Genomic DNA, 14,360 nt, shown 5'->3' on the forward strand with positions numbered 1-14,360 from the left:
TAGCATGAGGATCACCCGCCGATCGGTGGGTGACGACAGCGACCAGCAGGGGCGGCACATGACCCTCGACATCAGCGGACGATCCGCCTCGGAGATCGCCGAGAGCGTGCGCGCCCGCATCGAACGGGGCGACCTGCTCCCCGGCGACAGCCTGCCCCCGGTGCGGTCGCTCGCCGACGAGCTGGGCGTGAACCGCAACACGGTGGTTGCCGCCTATCGGCAGCTCACCCAGGCCGGCGTGATCGTCACGCGCGGCCGCAGCGGCACACGCGTCGCCGACCTGTCGCCTGTGGCGCAGGAGGGCTTCGCCGCGGGCAGCGTGCTCCGCGACGTGGGCACCGGCAACCCGGATCCCGAGCTGATCCCCGACCTCTCCCGCGCCCTCGCGGGGATGGCGGGTCGCCCCGTCCTCTACGGCGAGCCCGTCATCGACCCCGAACTCGAGCACTGGGCCCAGGAGTGGATGCGCGACGGCCTTCCGCCGGCGGCCGAACTGCGCCTCACCATCACGAGCGGCGCGGCGGATGCCGTCGAGCGGCTGCTGGCGCAGGCGCTCACGCGCGACGACGCCGTCGCGCTCGAGGACCCGTGCTTCCTCACCAGCATCCACACCGTGCGCATCGGCGGCTATCGCGCGGTCCCGGTGCCCGTCGACGACGAGGGCATGACGCCCGACGGGCTGCGCGCCGCGCTCGAACAGGGAGTACGCGCTGTCGTCCTCACGCCGCGCGCGCAGAACCCCACCGGTGCGAGCCTGTCGGCTCGACGCGCCGAAGAGCTGCGCGGCGTACTCGAAGACCATCCCTACGTCCTCGTGATCGAGGACGACCACTTCTCGCTGCTGTCGCAACAGCCGTTCCACTCCGTCATCGCACCCGGCCACCGCCGCTGGGCGCTCGTGCGGTCGGTGTCGAAGTTCCTCGGACCCGACATGTGCCTGGCGGTGACGGCATCCGATCCCGAGACCGCGGAGCGGCTCGCGATGCGCCTCACCCCCGGCACGACGTGGGTGAGCCACCTTCTCCAGCGCCTCGCTCACGCACTGCTGACGGATGCCGGCACCATGGCCGCGATCGAGCGCGCGGGTGCGCACTACGCGGCGCGCAACGCGGCGTTCGTCGAGCGGCTCACCGCAGAAGGCGTGCCCGCGGCGGCCGGCGATGGACTGAACCTCTGGATCCCGCTTCCGGTGCCCGCGCGCGCCGTCGCCGAGCAGCTGATGCGCCGAGGGTGGCTGGCGCGGCCGGGCGACGAGTTCGTCCTGAGCGGAGACACTCCGTCGCACCGGCTGCGTCTCACGGTGCACGACCTCGACGTCGTGGACGCCGAGCGCCTTGCCGCCGACGTGGCGGCCGCGGTGCGGGCCGCCGGTGGGCGGCTGGTCACACGGGAAGTGGCATGATCGAGCGGTGAAGATCCTCTCGATCCAGTCCGCGGTCGCCTACGGCCACGTCGGCAACTCCGCCGCCGTCTTCCCGCTGCAGCGCATCGGCGTCGAGGTCATGCCGGTGTACACGGTGAACTTCTCGAATCACACCGGCTACGGCGCATGGCGCGGCCCGATGATCAGTCCCGACGACGTCCGCGACGTCATTCTCGGAATCGAGGAGCGCGGCGTCTTCCCGCAGATCGACGTCGTCCTCTCCGGCTATCAGGGTGGCGAGGGCATCGCCGACGTCATCCTCGACACCGTGGTGCGCGTCAGGGAGGCCAATCCGGCCGCCGTGTACGCGTGCGATCCGGTGATGGGCAACGCGAAGTCGGGGTGCTTCGTCGCCCCCGCGATCCCCGTGCTGCTGCGGGAGCGCGTCGTGCCCGCCGCCGACATCATCACGCCGAACCAGTTCGAGCTGGGATTCCTGACCGGAACCGAGCCTGCCGACCTCGAGTCGACCCTGGCGTCGGCCGACCTCGCCCGCGCGATGGGCCCGAGCACCGTCCTCGTCACGAGCGTCGAGCGCCCCGATCGTCCAGAGGGGACGATCGAGATGCTCGCCGTCACCGATGACGGCGCGTGGATCGTGCAGACCCCGCACATCCCGATGAAGGCGAACGGCTCGGGCGATGTCACGGCGGCGCTCTTCACGGCGCACTTGCGTCGCACCGGCGACGCCGCGGACGCCCTCGCCCGCACGACCTCGAGCGTCTACGACCTGCTCGAGCGCACGCACGCGTCGGGCGAGCGCGAGCTGCAGCTCATCGAGGCGCAGGAAGCCTACGCCCACCCGCGCCTGCAGTTCGAGGTCACGAAGGTCCGCTGACGAGGAGCGCAACGGATGCCGCGGGTCGCGGCATCCGTTGCCTTGCGGCATCTGCTCCCGCGGTCAGCCGTGCCAGGCGTCGGCCACCGCGCGGCGCACGTCGCCGAGCAACTGCGGCAGCGCCTTCGTCTTGGCGATGATCGGGAAGAAGTTCGCGTCGGCCGCCCATCGCGGAACGATGTGCTGGTGCAGATGCTCGTCGACGCCGGCGCCCGCGACATGGCCCTGGTTCATGCCGATGTTGAAGCCGTCGCACCGCGAGACCTGACGCAGTACGCGCATGCCCTGCTGGGTGAGTGCGCCGATCTCGGCGACCTCTTCATCCGTCGCCTGGTCGTACGTCGCGATGTGGCGGTACGGACACACGAGCAGATGCCCGGAGTTGTACGGGTACAGGTTCAGCAGCGCGTACGCCGTTCGCCCGCGGAAGACGATGAGCCCGTCCTCGTCGGACTTGCGCGGCGCCTCGCAGAACGGGCATTCCTTGCGCAGCACCTCGGGACCCGCCTGGATGTACGCCATCCGGTGGGGTGTCCACAGACGCTGGAACTCGTCCGGCACGCCCGGAAGCGTCGCGGCGTCGACGAGCGCCGGGTCGGCGGCGTCCGTCCGCCGAACGCCCTCCGACCCGGCCTCGTCGTCGCTCACGCGAAGTCCTCCGCAGTGTTCACCAGCGCGTGGGAGGCGATGGCGTCGCGAACACGACGCACGGCGTCGGCGATCGGGACGCCGTTCTCCTGCGTCCCGTCGCGGAAGCGGAACGACACCGTGCCCGCGGACTGGTCCTGCGCACCGGCGATCAGCTGCAGCGGCACCTTCTGCGTGGTGTGGGTGCGGATCTTCTTCTGCATCCGGTCGTCGCTGTGGTCCAGCTCGGCGCGGACCCCCTCGGCCTTGAGCTGGTCGACCACGTCGCCCAGATAGTCCGCGAAGTCCTCGGCGACCGGGATGCCGACCACCTGCACCGGCGAGAGCCACACCGGGAAGGCGCCGGCGTAGTGCTCGAGCAGGATCGCGAAGAACCGCTCGATCGAGCCGAACAGCGCGCGGTGGATCATGATCGGCCGCTTCTTCTGGCCGTCCCGATCGGTGTACTCGAGCTCGAACCGCTCGGGCAGGTTCGGGTCGACCTGCACCGTGGAGAGCTGCCACACGCGGCCGATCGCGTCGCGGGTCTTGAGGTCGATCTTCGGAGCGTAGAACGCCGCCTCGCCGGGCACCTCAGTGAGCTTGAGCCCGCTCGCGACAGCGACGTTGCGCAGGGCGTTGGTCGAGTAGTCCCAGAACTCGTCGGAGCCGATCCACTTCTCCTTCTCGTCGTCGCGCATCGACAGCTCGAGCTCGAAGTCGTCCAGCCCGAAGTCGCGCAGCATCGAGATGACGAACTGCAGGACGTTGGTCGCCTCCTCCTCGAGCTGCTCCGGCGTGACGAACAGGTGGGAGTCGTCCTGTGTGAAGCCCCGCACGCGGGTGAGCCCGTGCAGTGCGCCCGACAGCTCGTTGCGGTACACGGTGCCGTTCTCTGCCAGCCTCATCGGCAGGTCGCGGTAGCTGCGCGCGCGTTCCTTGTAGATGAGGATGTGCATCGGGCAGTTCATCGGCTTCAGGTAGTAGTCCTGACCGTGCCTGGTGATCTCGCCGTTCTCGTCGCGCTCCTCGTCCATCACGATGGGCGGGAACATGCCCTCCTTGTAGGTGACGAGATGATTCGAGGTGAGGAACAGGTCCTCCTTCGAGATGTGCGGCGTGTACACGTAGGTGTAGCCGCCGGCGATGTGTCGACGGCGCGCGTGCTGCTCCATCTCGCCGCGGACGACACCGCCGCGCGGGTGCCAGACCGACAGGCCCGAGCCGATCTCGTCGGGGAACGAGAAGAGGTCGAGGTCCTTGCCGAGCTTGCGGTGGTCCCGCTTGGCGGCCTCCTCCAGACGGGTCTGGTAGGCGCGCAGCTCATCCTTCGAGGGCCAGGCGGTGCCGTAGATGCGCTGCAGCTGCGGGTTCTTCTCGCTGCCGCGCCAGTACGCGCCGGCGATGCGCTGCAACGCCCAGCCGTTGCCGATCATCCGAGTGTTGGGCAGGTGCGGACCCCGGCAGAGGTCCTTCCACACGGTCTGGCCGTCCCGGTCGACGTTGTCGTAGATGGTCAGCTCGCCGGCGCCGACCTCGACCGATGCGCCCTCGGTCTTCTCGGCTCCGCCGCCCTTGAGGCCGATGAGCTCGAGCTTGAACGGCTCGTCGACGAGCTCCGCCCGCGCCTCCTCGTCGCTGACGACACGGCGCACGAAGCGCTGGCCCTCGCGGATGATGCGCTGCATCTCCTTGTCGATCGCCTTGAGGTCCTCAGGGGTGAACGGATGCTCGACGCCGAAGTCGTAGTAGAACCCGTCCGTGATCGGAGGGCCGATGCCGAGGTTGGCCTGCGGGTTGATGCGCTGCACGGCCTGGGCCAGAACGTGGGCGGTCGAGTGGCGCAGGATGGCGAGACCGTCCGGGCTGTCGATGGTGACCGGCTCGACGGCATCCGTGTCGTTCACCGCCGTCGCGAGGTCTTTCAGTTCGCCGTTCACCCGCAATGCGACCACGGAGCGGTCGGGGAACAGGGCGAAGCCGTCAATGGGCAGGGACACAGCGTCAGTCACGGAAACTCTCCTGGAAATGGCTCGGATCAAGGCTACTCAGCTTCAGGCGCACGACACGCCCCGCCCGCTCAGGCGCCGAGCGTTCGCGTGTCGGTCTTGAGTGCCGCAGCAGCGGTCGACCAGACGAGTTCCATCCCTCGAGTGTAACCAGTGCCCGTGGGGGGCCGGGTGCCGGCAGACGGGCTCACCCGTATGTCGGACGGGACCGACGGGGAACGTCGCGGCGTAGCCTGAGCGGGTGCGCCGACACTCCCTCGACTCCGCGGCGATCGCTTCGGCCGGCTACGACGCCGACACCGCCGTGCTCGAGCTCGAGTTCAGCTCGGGCGAGCTCTACCGCTACTTCGCAGTGCCGCCGTCGGTGTATCACGGACTGCGCGCCGCCGAGAGCGCCGGCCGCTTCTTCCGTGAGCGGATCAGAGAGGTCTATCCGTCCGAGCACGTCCGCTGACCCGCGGGGAAAGCGAAAACCCCCGCCGAGGCGGGGGCTTCAGGTGGTGGGCGATACTGGGATCGAACCAGTGACCTCTTCCGTGTCAGGGAAGCGCGCTACCGCTGCGCCAATCGCCCGAGTCGAACTCCGGTCGGGACCGGGAGTGGAGGTGGCGACGGGATTCGAACCCGTGTAAACGGCTTTGCAGGCCGGTGCCTAGCCGCTCGGCCACGCCACCGCGTGTGGTTTGACCCCACGTGCCGTGATCTCTGGAGGAGATCCCTGCACTCGAGCGGATGACGAGACTCGAACTCGCGACCCCAACCTTGGCAAGGTTGTGCGCTACCAACTGCGCTACATCCGCATTTCGCTCCCGAGTTGTTCACCCGGGCACTTGAAAGACTCTAACCGATCCTCGCCGTCCTGCAAAACCGAACGCACCCCGCGCGTGTCATCCGGAAGTGGTCCGAGGCACGCTCCGGGATCCGGTAGGATCGGTAGTCGTCCCCCTCGGGGAACGGGCGATTGGCGCAGTTGGTAGCGCGCTTCCTTCACACGGAAGAGGTCATCAGTTCGAGTCTGGTATCGCCCACCACGAAGCCCTCGGAACCCCCGGGGGCTTTCGCATTTCCGCTTCTGTGTGCGATCGTCGGGTCCAGCCGACTCAGGCGATCACGCGGCTCGGCGGTCTTCCGACGCTTCTCCGGCCTCGGCCGGTCTCGTCGGCTTCTGCTCGTCACGGCGACGGATCATGCGCCCCAGCAGCAGGCCGAGACCGATGGCGACGGCTGTCCATACGAGCACGCCGACGACGACAAGGACTCCCCAGTCCATCTTGAACTCCCCGTCGCGGAGTCGTTCGGGTCGTCCGCGATGACAGGATCATAGTCCCGCCGGTCTGAGAAGTCGCGCCTGCTGGGAGCTTCAGACCAGCTCGTCCTCAGGTGAACGCGAAGGGATGTGCGTCGGCTTCAGCGACCGCACCCGGTCCCCGTCGACGATGCGCGCGCCGAACGCCGTCGGAGCGGCTTGCGCGAACTCCTCGTTCCCGTCGACCACCTGCACCGGCGCGGTCTGCTCGCGCTGCGGGCTCGGATCGAACGGGGACGGCCGCTGTCTGCTCATTCCCAGACCGTACGTGCCGCACATGTGTGCACTCCCAGGTGAAAGTGCGGACCGACGCGGTCTCAGTCGCCGGCGATCCACCCGTAGCGGCCGTGGAGGGCGTCGGCGACGCGTGCGAACCGCTCCGGATCGAGAGCGGATGCCTCGCGGCGCATGCCGTCGCGATGCACGCTGTAGAGCTGATCGATGTCGACCCAGGACGGGCGGCTCTGCGCATCCCACTCCCCTGTGCCGATCGCGAGGAAATCGCGGTCTGCGTCGTGAGCCTTGCTCGTCAGACGGACGGCGTAGACGCGGTCGTCGCTCTGCCGTGCGATGACCAGCACCGGACGATCCTTGCCGCGGCCGTCGTTCTCGGAGTACGGCACCCATGTCCACACGATCTCCCCTGCGTCGGGGTCGCCGTCGTGGTCGGGGGCATACGTGATCCGCAGAGCATGGGCGGCGGGTGGTGTCACCTCCACGGTCGCGGCGGGGCCGCCGCGGCTCTCGGCCGGTGCTCTGGTCGCGGGCGGAGCGGACGACGCTGGTGGAGTGGTCGACGCCGGGCTCCTGCGTGGCCGGAGGATGCCGCCCAGGATGCCGAGCAGACCGTTTCGCTGTGTCACAGTCGTCATCCTAAGAGCGGGAGTCGTCCGCGCCGGAGCACGGCGAAGGGGCGCCGCGGTGGGGGGAACCGCGACGCCCCTTCGGGCAGTGCCGTACGTGTCAGGCGCGCGCGCCCTCGAGCACGTAGCCCTCCTCGCCGTGGACGACCGTGTCGATGCCGGCGATCTCGTCCTCGTTCTTCACGCGGAAGCCGATCGTCTTCTGGATGGCGAAACCGATGATCCATGCCAGCACGAACGAGTAGACCAGGACGGATACGGCGGCGATCGCCTGGACGAGCAGCTGCGTGCCGTCACCGCTGTAGATCAGGCCCGTCGTGTTGGCGAAGAAGCCCAGGTAGAGCGTGCCGAGGAGGCCGCCGACGAGGTGGATGCCCACCACGTCGAGCGAGTCGTCGAAGCCCCACTTGTACTTCAGCTCGATCGCCAGGGCGCAGACCGCGCCGGCGAGCAGGCCGAGGACGATCGCCCAGATGGGCGTCAGGAAGGCACACGCCGGGGTGATCGCCACGAGACCGGCGACGGCACCCGATGCGGCACCCACGGAAGTGGGCTTGCCGTCCTTGATCTTCTCGACGACCAGCCAGGCCAGCAGTGCGGCTGCGGGTGCTGCGATCGTGTTGACGAACGCGAGCGAAGCGGTGTTGTCCGCAGCGAGCTCGGAGCCGGCGTTGAAGCCGAACCATCCGAACCACAGCAGACCGGCGCCCAGGAGCACGAACGGCGGGTTGTGGGGGACGTGCACGCCCTTCTGGAAGCCGACACGCTTGCCGAGCACCAGGGCCAGTGCCAGGGCTGCGGCGCCGGCGTTGATGTGGACTGCGGTGCCGCCGGCGAAGTCGAGTGCGCCGACACCGAAGAACTCCTGCATGCCGTAGGTGATCCAGCCGCCGTAGGCGAAGCTGCCGTCCTCGGCCAGACCGAAGTTGAACACCCAGCTCGCCACCGGGAAGTACACGATCGTCGCCCAGATCGCGGCGAAGATCATCCACGAGCCGAACTTGGCGCGGTCGGCGATGGCGCCCGAGACGAGCGCGACCGTGATGATGGCGAAGGTGGCCTGGAACGCGACGAAGGCCAGCGGCGGGTACGCCGCGCCCTCAGGCGCCTCGAGCACGCTCTCGAGCCCGATGGCCGACCAGTCGATCGCCCACGGCGCGATGACTCCGTCAGAACCGGGGAACGCGATCGCGTAGCCGTAGACGACCCAAAGGACGCCGATGAGGCCCATCGCGCCGAAGCTGAGCATCATCATGCTGATGACGCTCTTGGCCTTGACGAGACCGCCGTAGAAGAAAGCGAGTCCTGGCGTCATCAACAGGACGAGTGCTGCCGCTATCAGGATGAATGCGGTGTTGCCTTGATCCATCTCGAAGAGAACCTCTCTGCAGGGACGCAGGTATAGCGTCGGGTCCCCTCAGTGTGACTACGGTCCGTTTCCGCAGCGGGCCGACCCGTGTTTCTCCCTCGTTACACGAGGGCCGCGCACGTAAACATCGTGTTTCGGCGGACCGGACGCGGGCCGCGAATCCGACCGGAGTCGGCCGGTCCCGTGAGTGTCGTGTCGCTCAGTCCAGTGTCGATGCGACGAGCCGGGAGATCGCGCGCAGGTATTTCTTGCGGTACCCGCCGGCCAGCATCTCCTCGGGGAAGACCAGGTCGAGCGACGTGCCGGTCGCGCGGATCGGCAGCTGCGCGTCATAGACCCGGTCGATGAAAGCGACGAACCGCAGCGCCGCAGACTGGTCGGTGAACGGAGCGACGTCCCGCAGACCCACGAGCGACAGCCCGTCGATGAGCCTGATGTACCGCGACGGGTGCACGTGGGCCAGGTGGGTGACGAGCGCCTCGAACGTGTCGTCCGACGCGAGGCCCACACCCGCGGCATCCGCGATGACCGTCTCGTACTGGGGCGGATCCAGCACGGCTGCGTGGCCGTCCAGCGCGCGATGGCGGAAGTCCGTGCCGTCGATGCGGATCGTCTGGAAGCTCGCCGCCATCGCGTGGATCTCGCGGAGGAAGTCCTGCGCGGCGAAACGCCCCTCACCGAGCGCGTTGGGAGGCGTGTTCGAGGTCGCGGCCAGTCGGGTGCCCGACCCGACGAGCTCGCCGAGCAGACGGGTCATGACCATGGTGTCGCCCGGGTCGTCGAGCTCGAACTCGTCGATGCAGAGCAGGTCCGCCCCGCGGAAGAGCTCTACCGTCTTCTGGTAGCCGAGCGCACCCACGAGCGCCGTGTACTCGATGAACGAGCCGAAGTACTTCCGGCGTGCGGGCATCGCGTGATAGACGGAGGCGAGCAGGTGCGTCTTGCCGACGCCGAATCCGCCGTCGAGATAGACGCCCGGCTTGAGCTCAGGGCGCTTGGCGCGGCGGAACAGACCGCCCTTGGCCGGGGCCGACGCGCCGGAGAAGGCCTGAAGCAGATCCTTCGCCTCCTGCTGCGACGGGTAAGCCGCGTCGGCGCGATACGTGTCGAACGTCGCATCGGCGAACTGCGGGGGCGGGACCAGTGCGGCGACCATCTCGGCGCCGGCGAGCTGCGGGGCGCGCTCCACGAGGTGGACGACGCCGGTGCGTGTGGCGGAGACGGTCATGCGGATCCTGTGTCGGAGTCTTACAGAGGGGCTGTGCACGCCCGTCCGGGAATCTATGGTCGGAGGCGACGGTTCAACCCTAACCGTCGCCCGCGTGCGCCCGCCTCGCCTGACGCCGGATGGCGGATGCGCGATCGCATCACCCGACTCCAGGAGACCCCATGCCCGTCGAGACCGACACCTCGTCCGAGAAGTTCGCCGCCTATGCCCAGCCGGGCCGCCTCGTCACAGGCGAATGGCTGCAGGCGCATCTGGGTGAGCCGGGCCTGGTCGTCGTGGAATCCGACGAAGACGTCCTGCTCTACGAGACCGGGCACATCCCCGGCGCGGTCAAGGTCGACTGGCACACCGAGCTCAACGACCCCGTGGTCCGCGACTACGTGGACGGCGAGGGCTTCGCCGCACTCCTCAGCCGCAAGGGGATCTCGCGCGACGACACCGTCGTGATCTACGGCGACAAGAACAACTGGTGGGCCGCCTACGCGCTGTGGGTGTTCTCCCTGTTCGGGCACGCGGACGTCCGCCTGCTCGACGGCGGGCGCGACAAGTGGATCGCCGAGGGACGGCCGATCACCACCGAGCCTTCCGAGCCGGCTCCGACGCACTACCCGATCGTCGAGCGCGACGACGCGGCGCTGCGCGCCTACAAGGACGACGTGCTCGCTCACCTGGGCAACGGGCCGCTCATCGACGTCCGCTCCCCGGAGGAGTACGACGGCTCCCGCACCACCGCCCCGGCCTACCCCGAGGAGAGCGCGCTGCGCGGTGGCCACATCCCGTCGGCGCAGAGCGTGCCGTGGGCGCGCGCGGTCGCCCCGGACGGCGGCTTCAAGACGCGCGCCGAGCTCGAGGCGATCTACCGCGACGAGGTCGGCCTCGAGGACGGCGATGCGATCATCGCGTATTGCCGCATCGGCGAGCGGTCGAGTCACACGTGGTTCGTCCTCCGGCACCTCCTCGGCTTCGACGACGTCCGCAACTACGACGGATCGTGGACCGAGTGGGGCAGCGCCGTGCGGGTGCCGATCGTGACGGGTGCGGAGCCGGGAGCGGTCCCGGCCCGCTGACCCGCGGCATCCGCCCGCCCTCTGCACCCGCGGCGCCGCCGCGCATCCGGGCAGACCCGGGGCGCGCGGCTCCACCGCATGGGAGGATGGCAGAGATGACCGAAGCCGTCCTGCCCGACCGTCTCGCCGAGATCCGCGACGAGTTCCTGGAGCTGCCCGAACCCGACCGGCTGCAGCTCCTGCTGGAGTACTCGTACGAGCTGCCCGCGGTGCCGGCGCAGTACGACGATCACCCCGAGCGGTACGAGCGCGTGGTCGAGTGCCAGTCGCCGGTCTTCATCATCGTCGACGTGGATGCCGACGGTGTCGTTGCGATGCACGCGACCGCGCCGCCCGAGGCGCCGACGACCCGCGGCTTCGCGAGCATCCTCGCGCAGGGGCTCACCGGGCTCACGGCCGCTGAGGTGCTGGCAGTGCCCGGCGACTACCCGCAGACGCTGGGGCTCACCCGCGTCGTGTCGCCCCTGCGCATCTCGGGGATGACGGGGATGCTGCTGCGGGCGCAGCGGCAGGTCCGCGCCGCCTCGGCGGCCTGACGCCGCAGTCGACTCAGTCCGCGATGATCCCCTGCGCGGTGAGCCACGTGCCGATGCTGTTGCTCCATCGCTCCTGGTCGTAGTTCCAGAGCTTGGTGTGCCGCGCCACTTCGAAGACCTGCATCTCCACCAGGTCGGGGCGGGCCGCCACGAGACCGTGCGACGCGTCCGACGGCACGAAGCCGTCGTCGTCGCTGTGCAGGATCAGGACCGGATGGCGCAGTTCGGCCGCTCGGGCGACGATGTCGAGCTGGTCGAGGCGGATCGCCGCGCCCGCCCGAGTCAGCGGAGACGCCCACTCGGTCTGCAGCGCCTCCATCGCCAGCCGGCTGACCGCGCCGGGCACACGCTCCGCCCGAGCCTGGAAGTTCAGCACGGTGCGCCAGTCGACGACCGGCGACTCGAGGATCAGGCCCGCGATCGCATCGCCATGCGGAGAGTTGAGCGCGAGCTGCAGTGCGATGGCGCCGCCCATCGACCAGCCCATGACGATGATGCGCCGCGCGCCACGACGGCGGGCGAAACCGACTGCCGCGTCGACGTCGCGCCACTCGGTCGCACCGAGCGTGTAGGTGCCGCTGCGGCTGCGGGGAGCCTCGGCGTCGTTGCGATAAGAGACGACCAGGGAGGTGATGCCCAGCGCGTGGAAGACCGGCACGGCCCGGAGGCATTCGGCGCGCGTCGTGCCTCGACCGTGCACCTGGATCACCCAGGTGTCGCCTCCGCCCGCCGGGAACAGCCACGCCGGGCAGGGGCCGACCGTCGAGCCGATCAGCTCGGGGGTGAACGGCAGATGCAGTTGCTCGGGACGGTCGTAGTACCACCCGCTGAACGCGGCTTCGGGCTCGAGACGCGCGTCCGCGGGGATGTGCGTGAGGAGCTTGCGCTTGACGCTCGTGGCGTCCTCCGACAGCACCGAGCCGAGCTTGATGTAGTCGGACGACCCCGTCGTGAACAGGCCGTAGCGCCCCGGCAGCTCGGTGTCGGCCGTCCGCGACAGCGTGATGGTCTGTGCGGCAGTGTCGAGTGCGAGGATGCGCGTGTCGGCCAGACGTCGGGCAGGGGTCACCACCTTGCGCGCCATCAGCACGGAGCCGGCGGCGAGGGCGCCGAGCGCACCGGCCAGTGCCACGCTCAGCACAGTGAGCGCGGCCTTCACGCCGGCGACAAGGGCAGGAGATGCGGCGCGCACTGCGGCGCGCCTGGAGGCGACCATCGAGGAACGATTCTAGTCTGTCCGCGTGGCTGAGCAGCGTCCCCCCGCGGCATCGAGCGCCTTCGAGCGGGCCGCGCAGGCGGTGCGTGACATCCGCTTCCGTGAAGACCTCACGGTGCGGGAGATCGCTGCGCCGCAGGGACTCGCGCCCGACGCGATCGCGATCGCGGGCGACGTGCGCTCCTCGCCCGACGACACGGACTCTCCGTACGGCACCGGTCGCCTCGTGCTGCTGCACGATCCCGACGAACCCGCGCCCTGGAACGGACCGTGGCGGATCGTCTGCTTCGCGCAGGCGCCGCTGGAACCCGAGATCGGCATCGATCCGCTCCTCGCCGATGTCGCATGGACCTGGCTCACCGACGCGCTGGAGTCGCGGGGCGCGGGCTTCCACTCGGCATCCGGCACCGCCACCAAGACCCTCTCGAAGGGGTTCGGCGCCCTGGCGGCTGAGGGCGACGGGGCACAGATCGAATTGCGTGCGTCGTGGTCGCCGGAAGGCGCGATCGCCGCGCACGTGGAAGCATGGGCGGAGTTGGTTTGCATGCTGGCCGGTCTTCCCCCCGGCTCGGAAGGGATCGCGATGCTCGGTTCGCACAGGTCGCCGCGTGGCTGATTACGACGTGATCGACGAGCTGGCGCGCGTCGAGGACGCGGCGCGGCGTCTCGCCGCAGGCGAGGGGCCGGTCGCCGTCGACGTCGAGCGCGCGTCGGGTTTCCGCTACTCGCAGCGGGCGTACCTCGTGCAGGTGTTCCGCCGAGGTGCGGGCGTCTTCCTGTTCGATCCACCGCCGATCGGCGACTTCCGGGCTCTCCAGGCGGCCATCGGCGACCAGGAATGGGTGCTCCACGCTGCGAGCCAGGATCTGCCGTCGCTGCGCGAGATCGGGCTCGAACCGGCCAGCATCTTCGACACGGAGCTGGCTGCTCGCCTGCTGGGCCATGAGCGGGTGGGCCTGGGCGCCGTCGTCGAGGACACGCTCGGCATCACCCTCGCGAAGGCCCACTCCGCCTCCGACTGGTCGACCCGGCCGCTGCCGCAGTCCTGGCTGGAGTACGCATCGCTCGACGTCGAGCACCTCGTCGACGTCCGCGACAAGCTCGCCGACGAGCTCGTGGAACAGGGCAAGACGGAGTTCGCTGCCGAGGAGTTCCAAGCCGTGCTGGAACGGGAACCCAAACCCCAGCGCGAAGAGCCCTGGCGCCGGCTGTCAGGCCTCCACACCGTGCGTGGCCGGAAGGCGCTGGCGGTCGCGCGCGAGCTGTGGATCGCCCGCGAGGAGTACGCACGCGCAGAGGATGTCGCTCCGGGACGGCTCGTCCCCGACCGGGCCCTCGTCGCCGCGGTGATCGCCGATCCTCCGTCCAAGAGCGCCCTCGCGGCACTGAAGGAGTTCACCGGGCGGGCGAGTCGCTCCCAGCTCGACCGGTGGTGGGCGGCGATCGAGGCGGGGCGCGCCGTGACCCAGCTGCCTCTCGAGCGCGCCACCGGCGGAGACACGCTTCCGCCGCCCCGCGCGTGGGTCGACCGGAACCCCGAGGCCGACGCCCGCCTCAAGGCTGCCCGTCCGGTCGTCGAGAAGCGCGCCGAAGAGCTTCACATGCCGACCGAGAACCTGCTGACGCCCGAGCTTCTGCGGCGGGTCGCGTGGTCTCCCCCGCAGCCGCTGACGGCCGAGACCGTCGGAGACGCCCTCGCTGTGTTGGGTGCACGTCCCTGGCAGATTGCGCAGACTGCACAGGTGATCGCCGATGCCTTTGTGGGTTCCGTGCAAGCCCCGTCGGAGGTGTCGGAACCGGCTTCGTAGGTTTCCGCCACCCGATTCCGGCCGCTCCGTGGCCCCTCCTAGGCTGGCGGCATCCCTACTTTTGGAGGCA

General features: G+C 69.4%; 15 protein-coding genes and 4 tRNA genes. 8 read left to right on the plus strand and 11 right to left on the minus strand.

Going from position 1 to position 14,360, the window contains the following annotated elements:
* Positions 1-58: 58 nt before the first annotated feature.
* Positions 59-1,402 (plus strand): aminotransferase class I/II-fold pyridoxal phosphate-dependent enzyme, encoded by a 1,344-nt coding sequence (locus VIP82_RS09960; RefSeq protein WP_331908106.1) that lies wholly within the window; start codon positions 59-61, stop codon positions 1,400-1,402.
* Positions 1,403-1,409: 7 nt separating this feature from the next.
* Positions 1,410-2,261, plus strand: a complete 852-nt coding sequence (gene pdxY, locus VIP82_RS09965; RefSeq protein ID WP_331908108.1) for a pyridoxal kinase PdxY — start codon at positions 1,410-1,412, stop codon at positions 2,259-2,261.
* Between the two features lie 63 nt (positions 2,262-2,324).
* Here pdxY and VIP82_RS09970 read toward each other — a convergent pair whose 3' ends face one another.
* Together VIP82_RS09970 and thrS are read right to left on the minus strand one after the other, a co-directional pair.
* Positions 2,325-2,909, minus strand: coding sequence for an HIT family protein (locus VIP82_RS09970; protein WP_331908110.1), 585 nt, complete (start codon positions 2,907-2,909; stop codon positions 2,325-2,327).
* Positions 2,906-4,900, minus strand: a complete 1,995-nt coding sequence (gene thrS / locus VIP82_RS09975) for a threonine--tRNA ligase (RefSeq protein WP_331908111.1) — start codon at positions 4,898-4,900, stop codon at positions 2,906-2,908. The genes VIP82_RS09970 and thrS overlap by 4 nt, the downstream gene beginning before the upstream one ends.
* Positions 4,901-5,138: 238 nt before the next feature.
* On the opposite strand from thrS, the gene VIP82_RS09980 reads away from it, so the two are divergent.
* Positions 5,139-5,351, plus strand: a complete 213-nt coding sequence (locus VIP82_RS09980) for a KTSC domain-containing protein (protein ID WP_331908112.1) — start codon at positions 5,139-5,141, stop codon at positions 5,349-5,351.
* A 44-nt stretch (positions 5,352-5,395) separates the two neighbouring features.
* On the opposite strand, the gene VIP82_RS09985 is transcribed toward VIP82_RS09980, so the two are convergent.
* From VIP82_RS09985 to VIP82_RS09995, 3 genes are all read right to left on the minus strand, one after another.
* A tRNA-Val gene (locus tag VIP82_RS09985) sits at positions 5,396-5,470 on the minus strand.
* A gap of 27 nt (positions 5,471-5,497) precedes the next feature.
* A tRNA-Cys gene (locus tag VIP82_RS09990) sits at positions 5,498-5,571 on the minus strand.
* A 53-nt stretch (positions 5,572-5,624) separates the two neighbouring features.
* A tRNA-Gly gene (locus VIP82_RS09995) sits at positions 5,625-5,697 on the minus strand.
* A 155-nt stretch (positions 5,698-5,852) separates the two neighbouring features.
* Here VIP82_RS09995 and VIP82_RS10000 point away from each other — a divergent pair.
* Positions 5,853-5,928, plus strand: a tRNA-Val gene (locus tag VIP82_RS10000).
* A gap of 77 nt (positions 5,929-6,005) precedes the next feature.
* Here VIP82_RS10000 and VIP82_RS10005 read toward each other — a convergent pair.
* The 5 genes from VIP82_RS10005 to zapE form a co-directional block, all read right to left on the minus strand.
* Entirely contained in the window at positions 6,006-6,167 is a 162-nt protein-coding gene (locus VIP82_RS10005) for a hypothetical protein (RefSeq protein WP_331908114.1), read from the minus strand.
* Positions 6,168-6,257: 90 nt separating this feature from the next.
* Complete coding sequence (locus VIP82_RS10010) at positions 6,258-6,458, minus strand: hypothetical protein (RefSeq protein ID WP_331908116.1); 201 nt, start codon at positions 6,456-6,458, stop codon at positions 6,258-6,260.
* A gap of 62 nt (positions 6,459-6,520) precedes the next feature.
* The gene (locus tag VIP82_RS10015; protein WP_414684650.1) at positions 6,521-7,075 is read right to left on the minus strand and encodes a type II toxin-antitoxin system PemK/MazF family toxin; all 555 of its coding nucleotides are present in this window, start codon (positions 7,073-7,075) and stop codon (positions 6,521-6,523) included.
* 91 nt (positions 7,076-7,166) lie between these two features.
* Positions 7,167-8,435 (minus strand): ammonium transporter, encoded by a 1,269-nt coding sequence (locus tag VIP82_RS10020; RefSeq protein WP_331908120.1) that lies wholly within the window; start codon positions 8,433-8,435, stop codon positions 7,167-7,169.
* 199 nt (positions 8,436-8,634) lie between these two features.
* A complete protein-coding gene (gene zapE / locus VIP82_RS10025) occupies positions 8,635-9,663 on the minus strand; it encodes a cell division protein ZapE (RefSeq protein WP_331908122.1) in 1,029 nt (342 codons plus the stop codon).
* A 161-nt stretch (positions 9,664-9,824) separates the two neighbouring features.
* Between zapE and VIP82_RS10030 the strand changes: the two genes are divergently transcribed.
* Both VIP82_RS10030 and VIP82_RS10035 read left to right on the plus strand, forming a co-directional pair.
* Positions 9,825-10,730 (plus strand): sulfurtransferase, encoded by a 906-nt coding sequence (locus tag VIP82_RS10030; RefSeq protein WP_331908124.1) that lies wholly within the window; start codon positions 9,825-9,827, stop codon positions 10,728-10,730.
* Positions 10,731-10,825: 95 nt separating this feature from the next.
* On the plus strand, positions 10,826-11,266 hold the full coding sequence (locus tag VIP82_RS10035; RefSeq protein WP_331908126.1) for a SufE family protein: 441 nt from the start codon (positions 10,826-10,828) through the stop codon (positions 11,264-11,266).
* Positions 11,267-11,279: 13 nt separating this feature from the next.
* Here the strand turns inward: VIP82_RS10035 and VIP82_RS10040 are convergent, their stop codons facing one another.
* Positions 11,280-12,482 (minus strand): alpha/beta hydrolase family protein, encoded by a 1,203-nt coding sequence (locus VIP82_RS10040; protein WP_331908128.1) that lies wholly within the window; start codon positions 12,480-12,482, stop codon positions 11,280-11,282.
* Positions 12,483-12,507: 25 nt separating this feature from the next.
* On the opposite strand from VIP82_RS10040, the gene VIP82_RS10045 reads away from it, so the two are divergent.
* Both VIP82_RS10045 and VIP82_RS10050 read left to right on the plus strand, forming a co-directional pair.
* Positions 12,508-13,098: a DUF3000 domain-containing protein gene (locus VIP82_RS10045; protein ID WP_331908130.1), complete on the plus strand. Its 591-nt coding sequence runs from the start codon at positions 12,508-12,510 to the stop codon at positions 13,096-13,098.
* Positions 13,091-14,290, plus strand: coding sequence for a ribonuclease D (locus VIP82_RS10050; protein ID WP_331908132.1), 1,200 nt, complete (start codon positions 13,091-13,093; stop codon positions 14,288-14,290). The genes VIP82_RS10045 and VIP82_RS10050 overlap by 8 nt, the downstream gene beginning before the upstream one ends.
* Positions 14,291-14,360 lie beyond the last annotated feature (70 nt).

The organism is Microbacterium sp., assembly GCF_036566905.1.
In the GTDB taxonomy this organism is placed as follows: Bacteria; Actinomycetota; Actinomycetes; order Actinomycetales; family Microbacteriaceae; genus Microbacterium.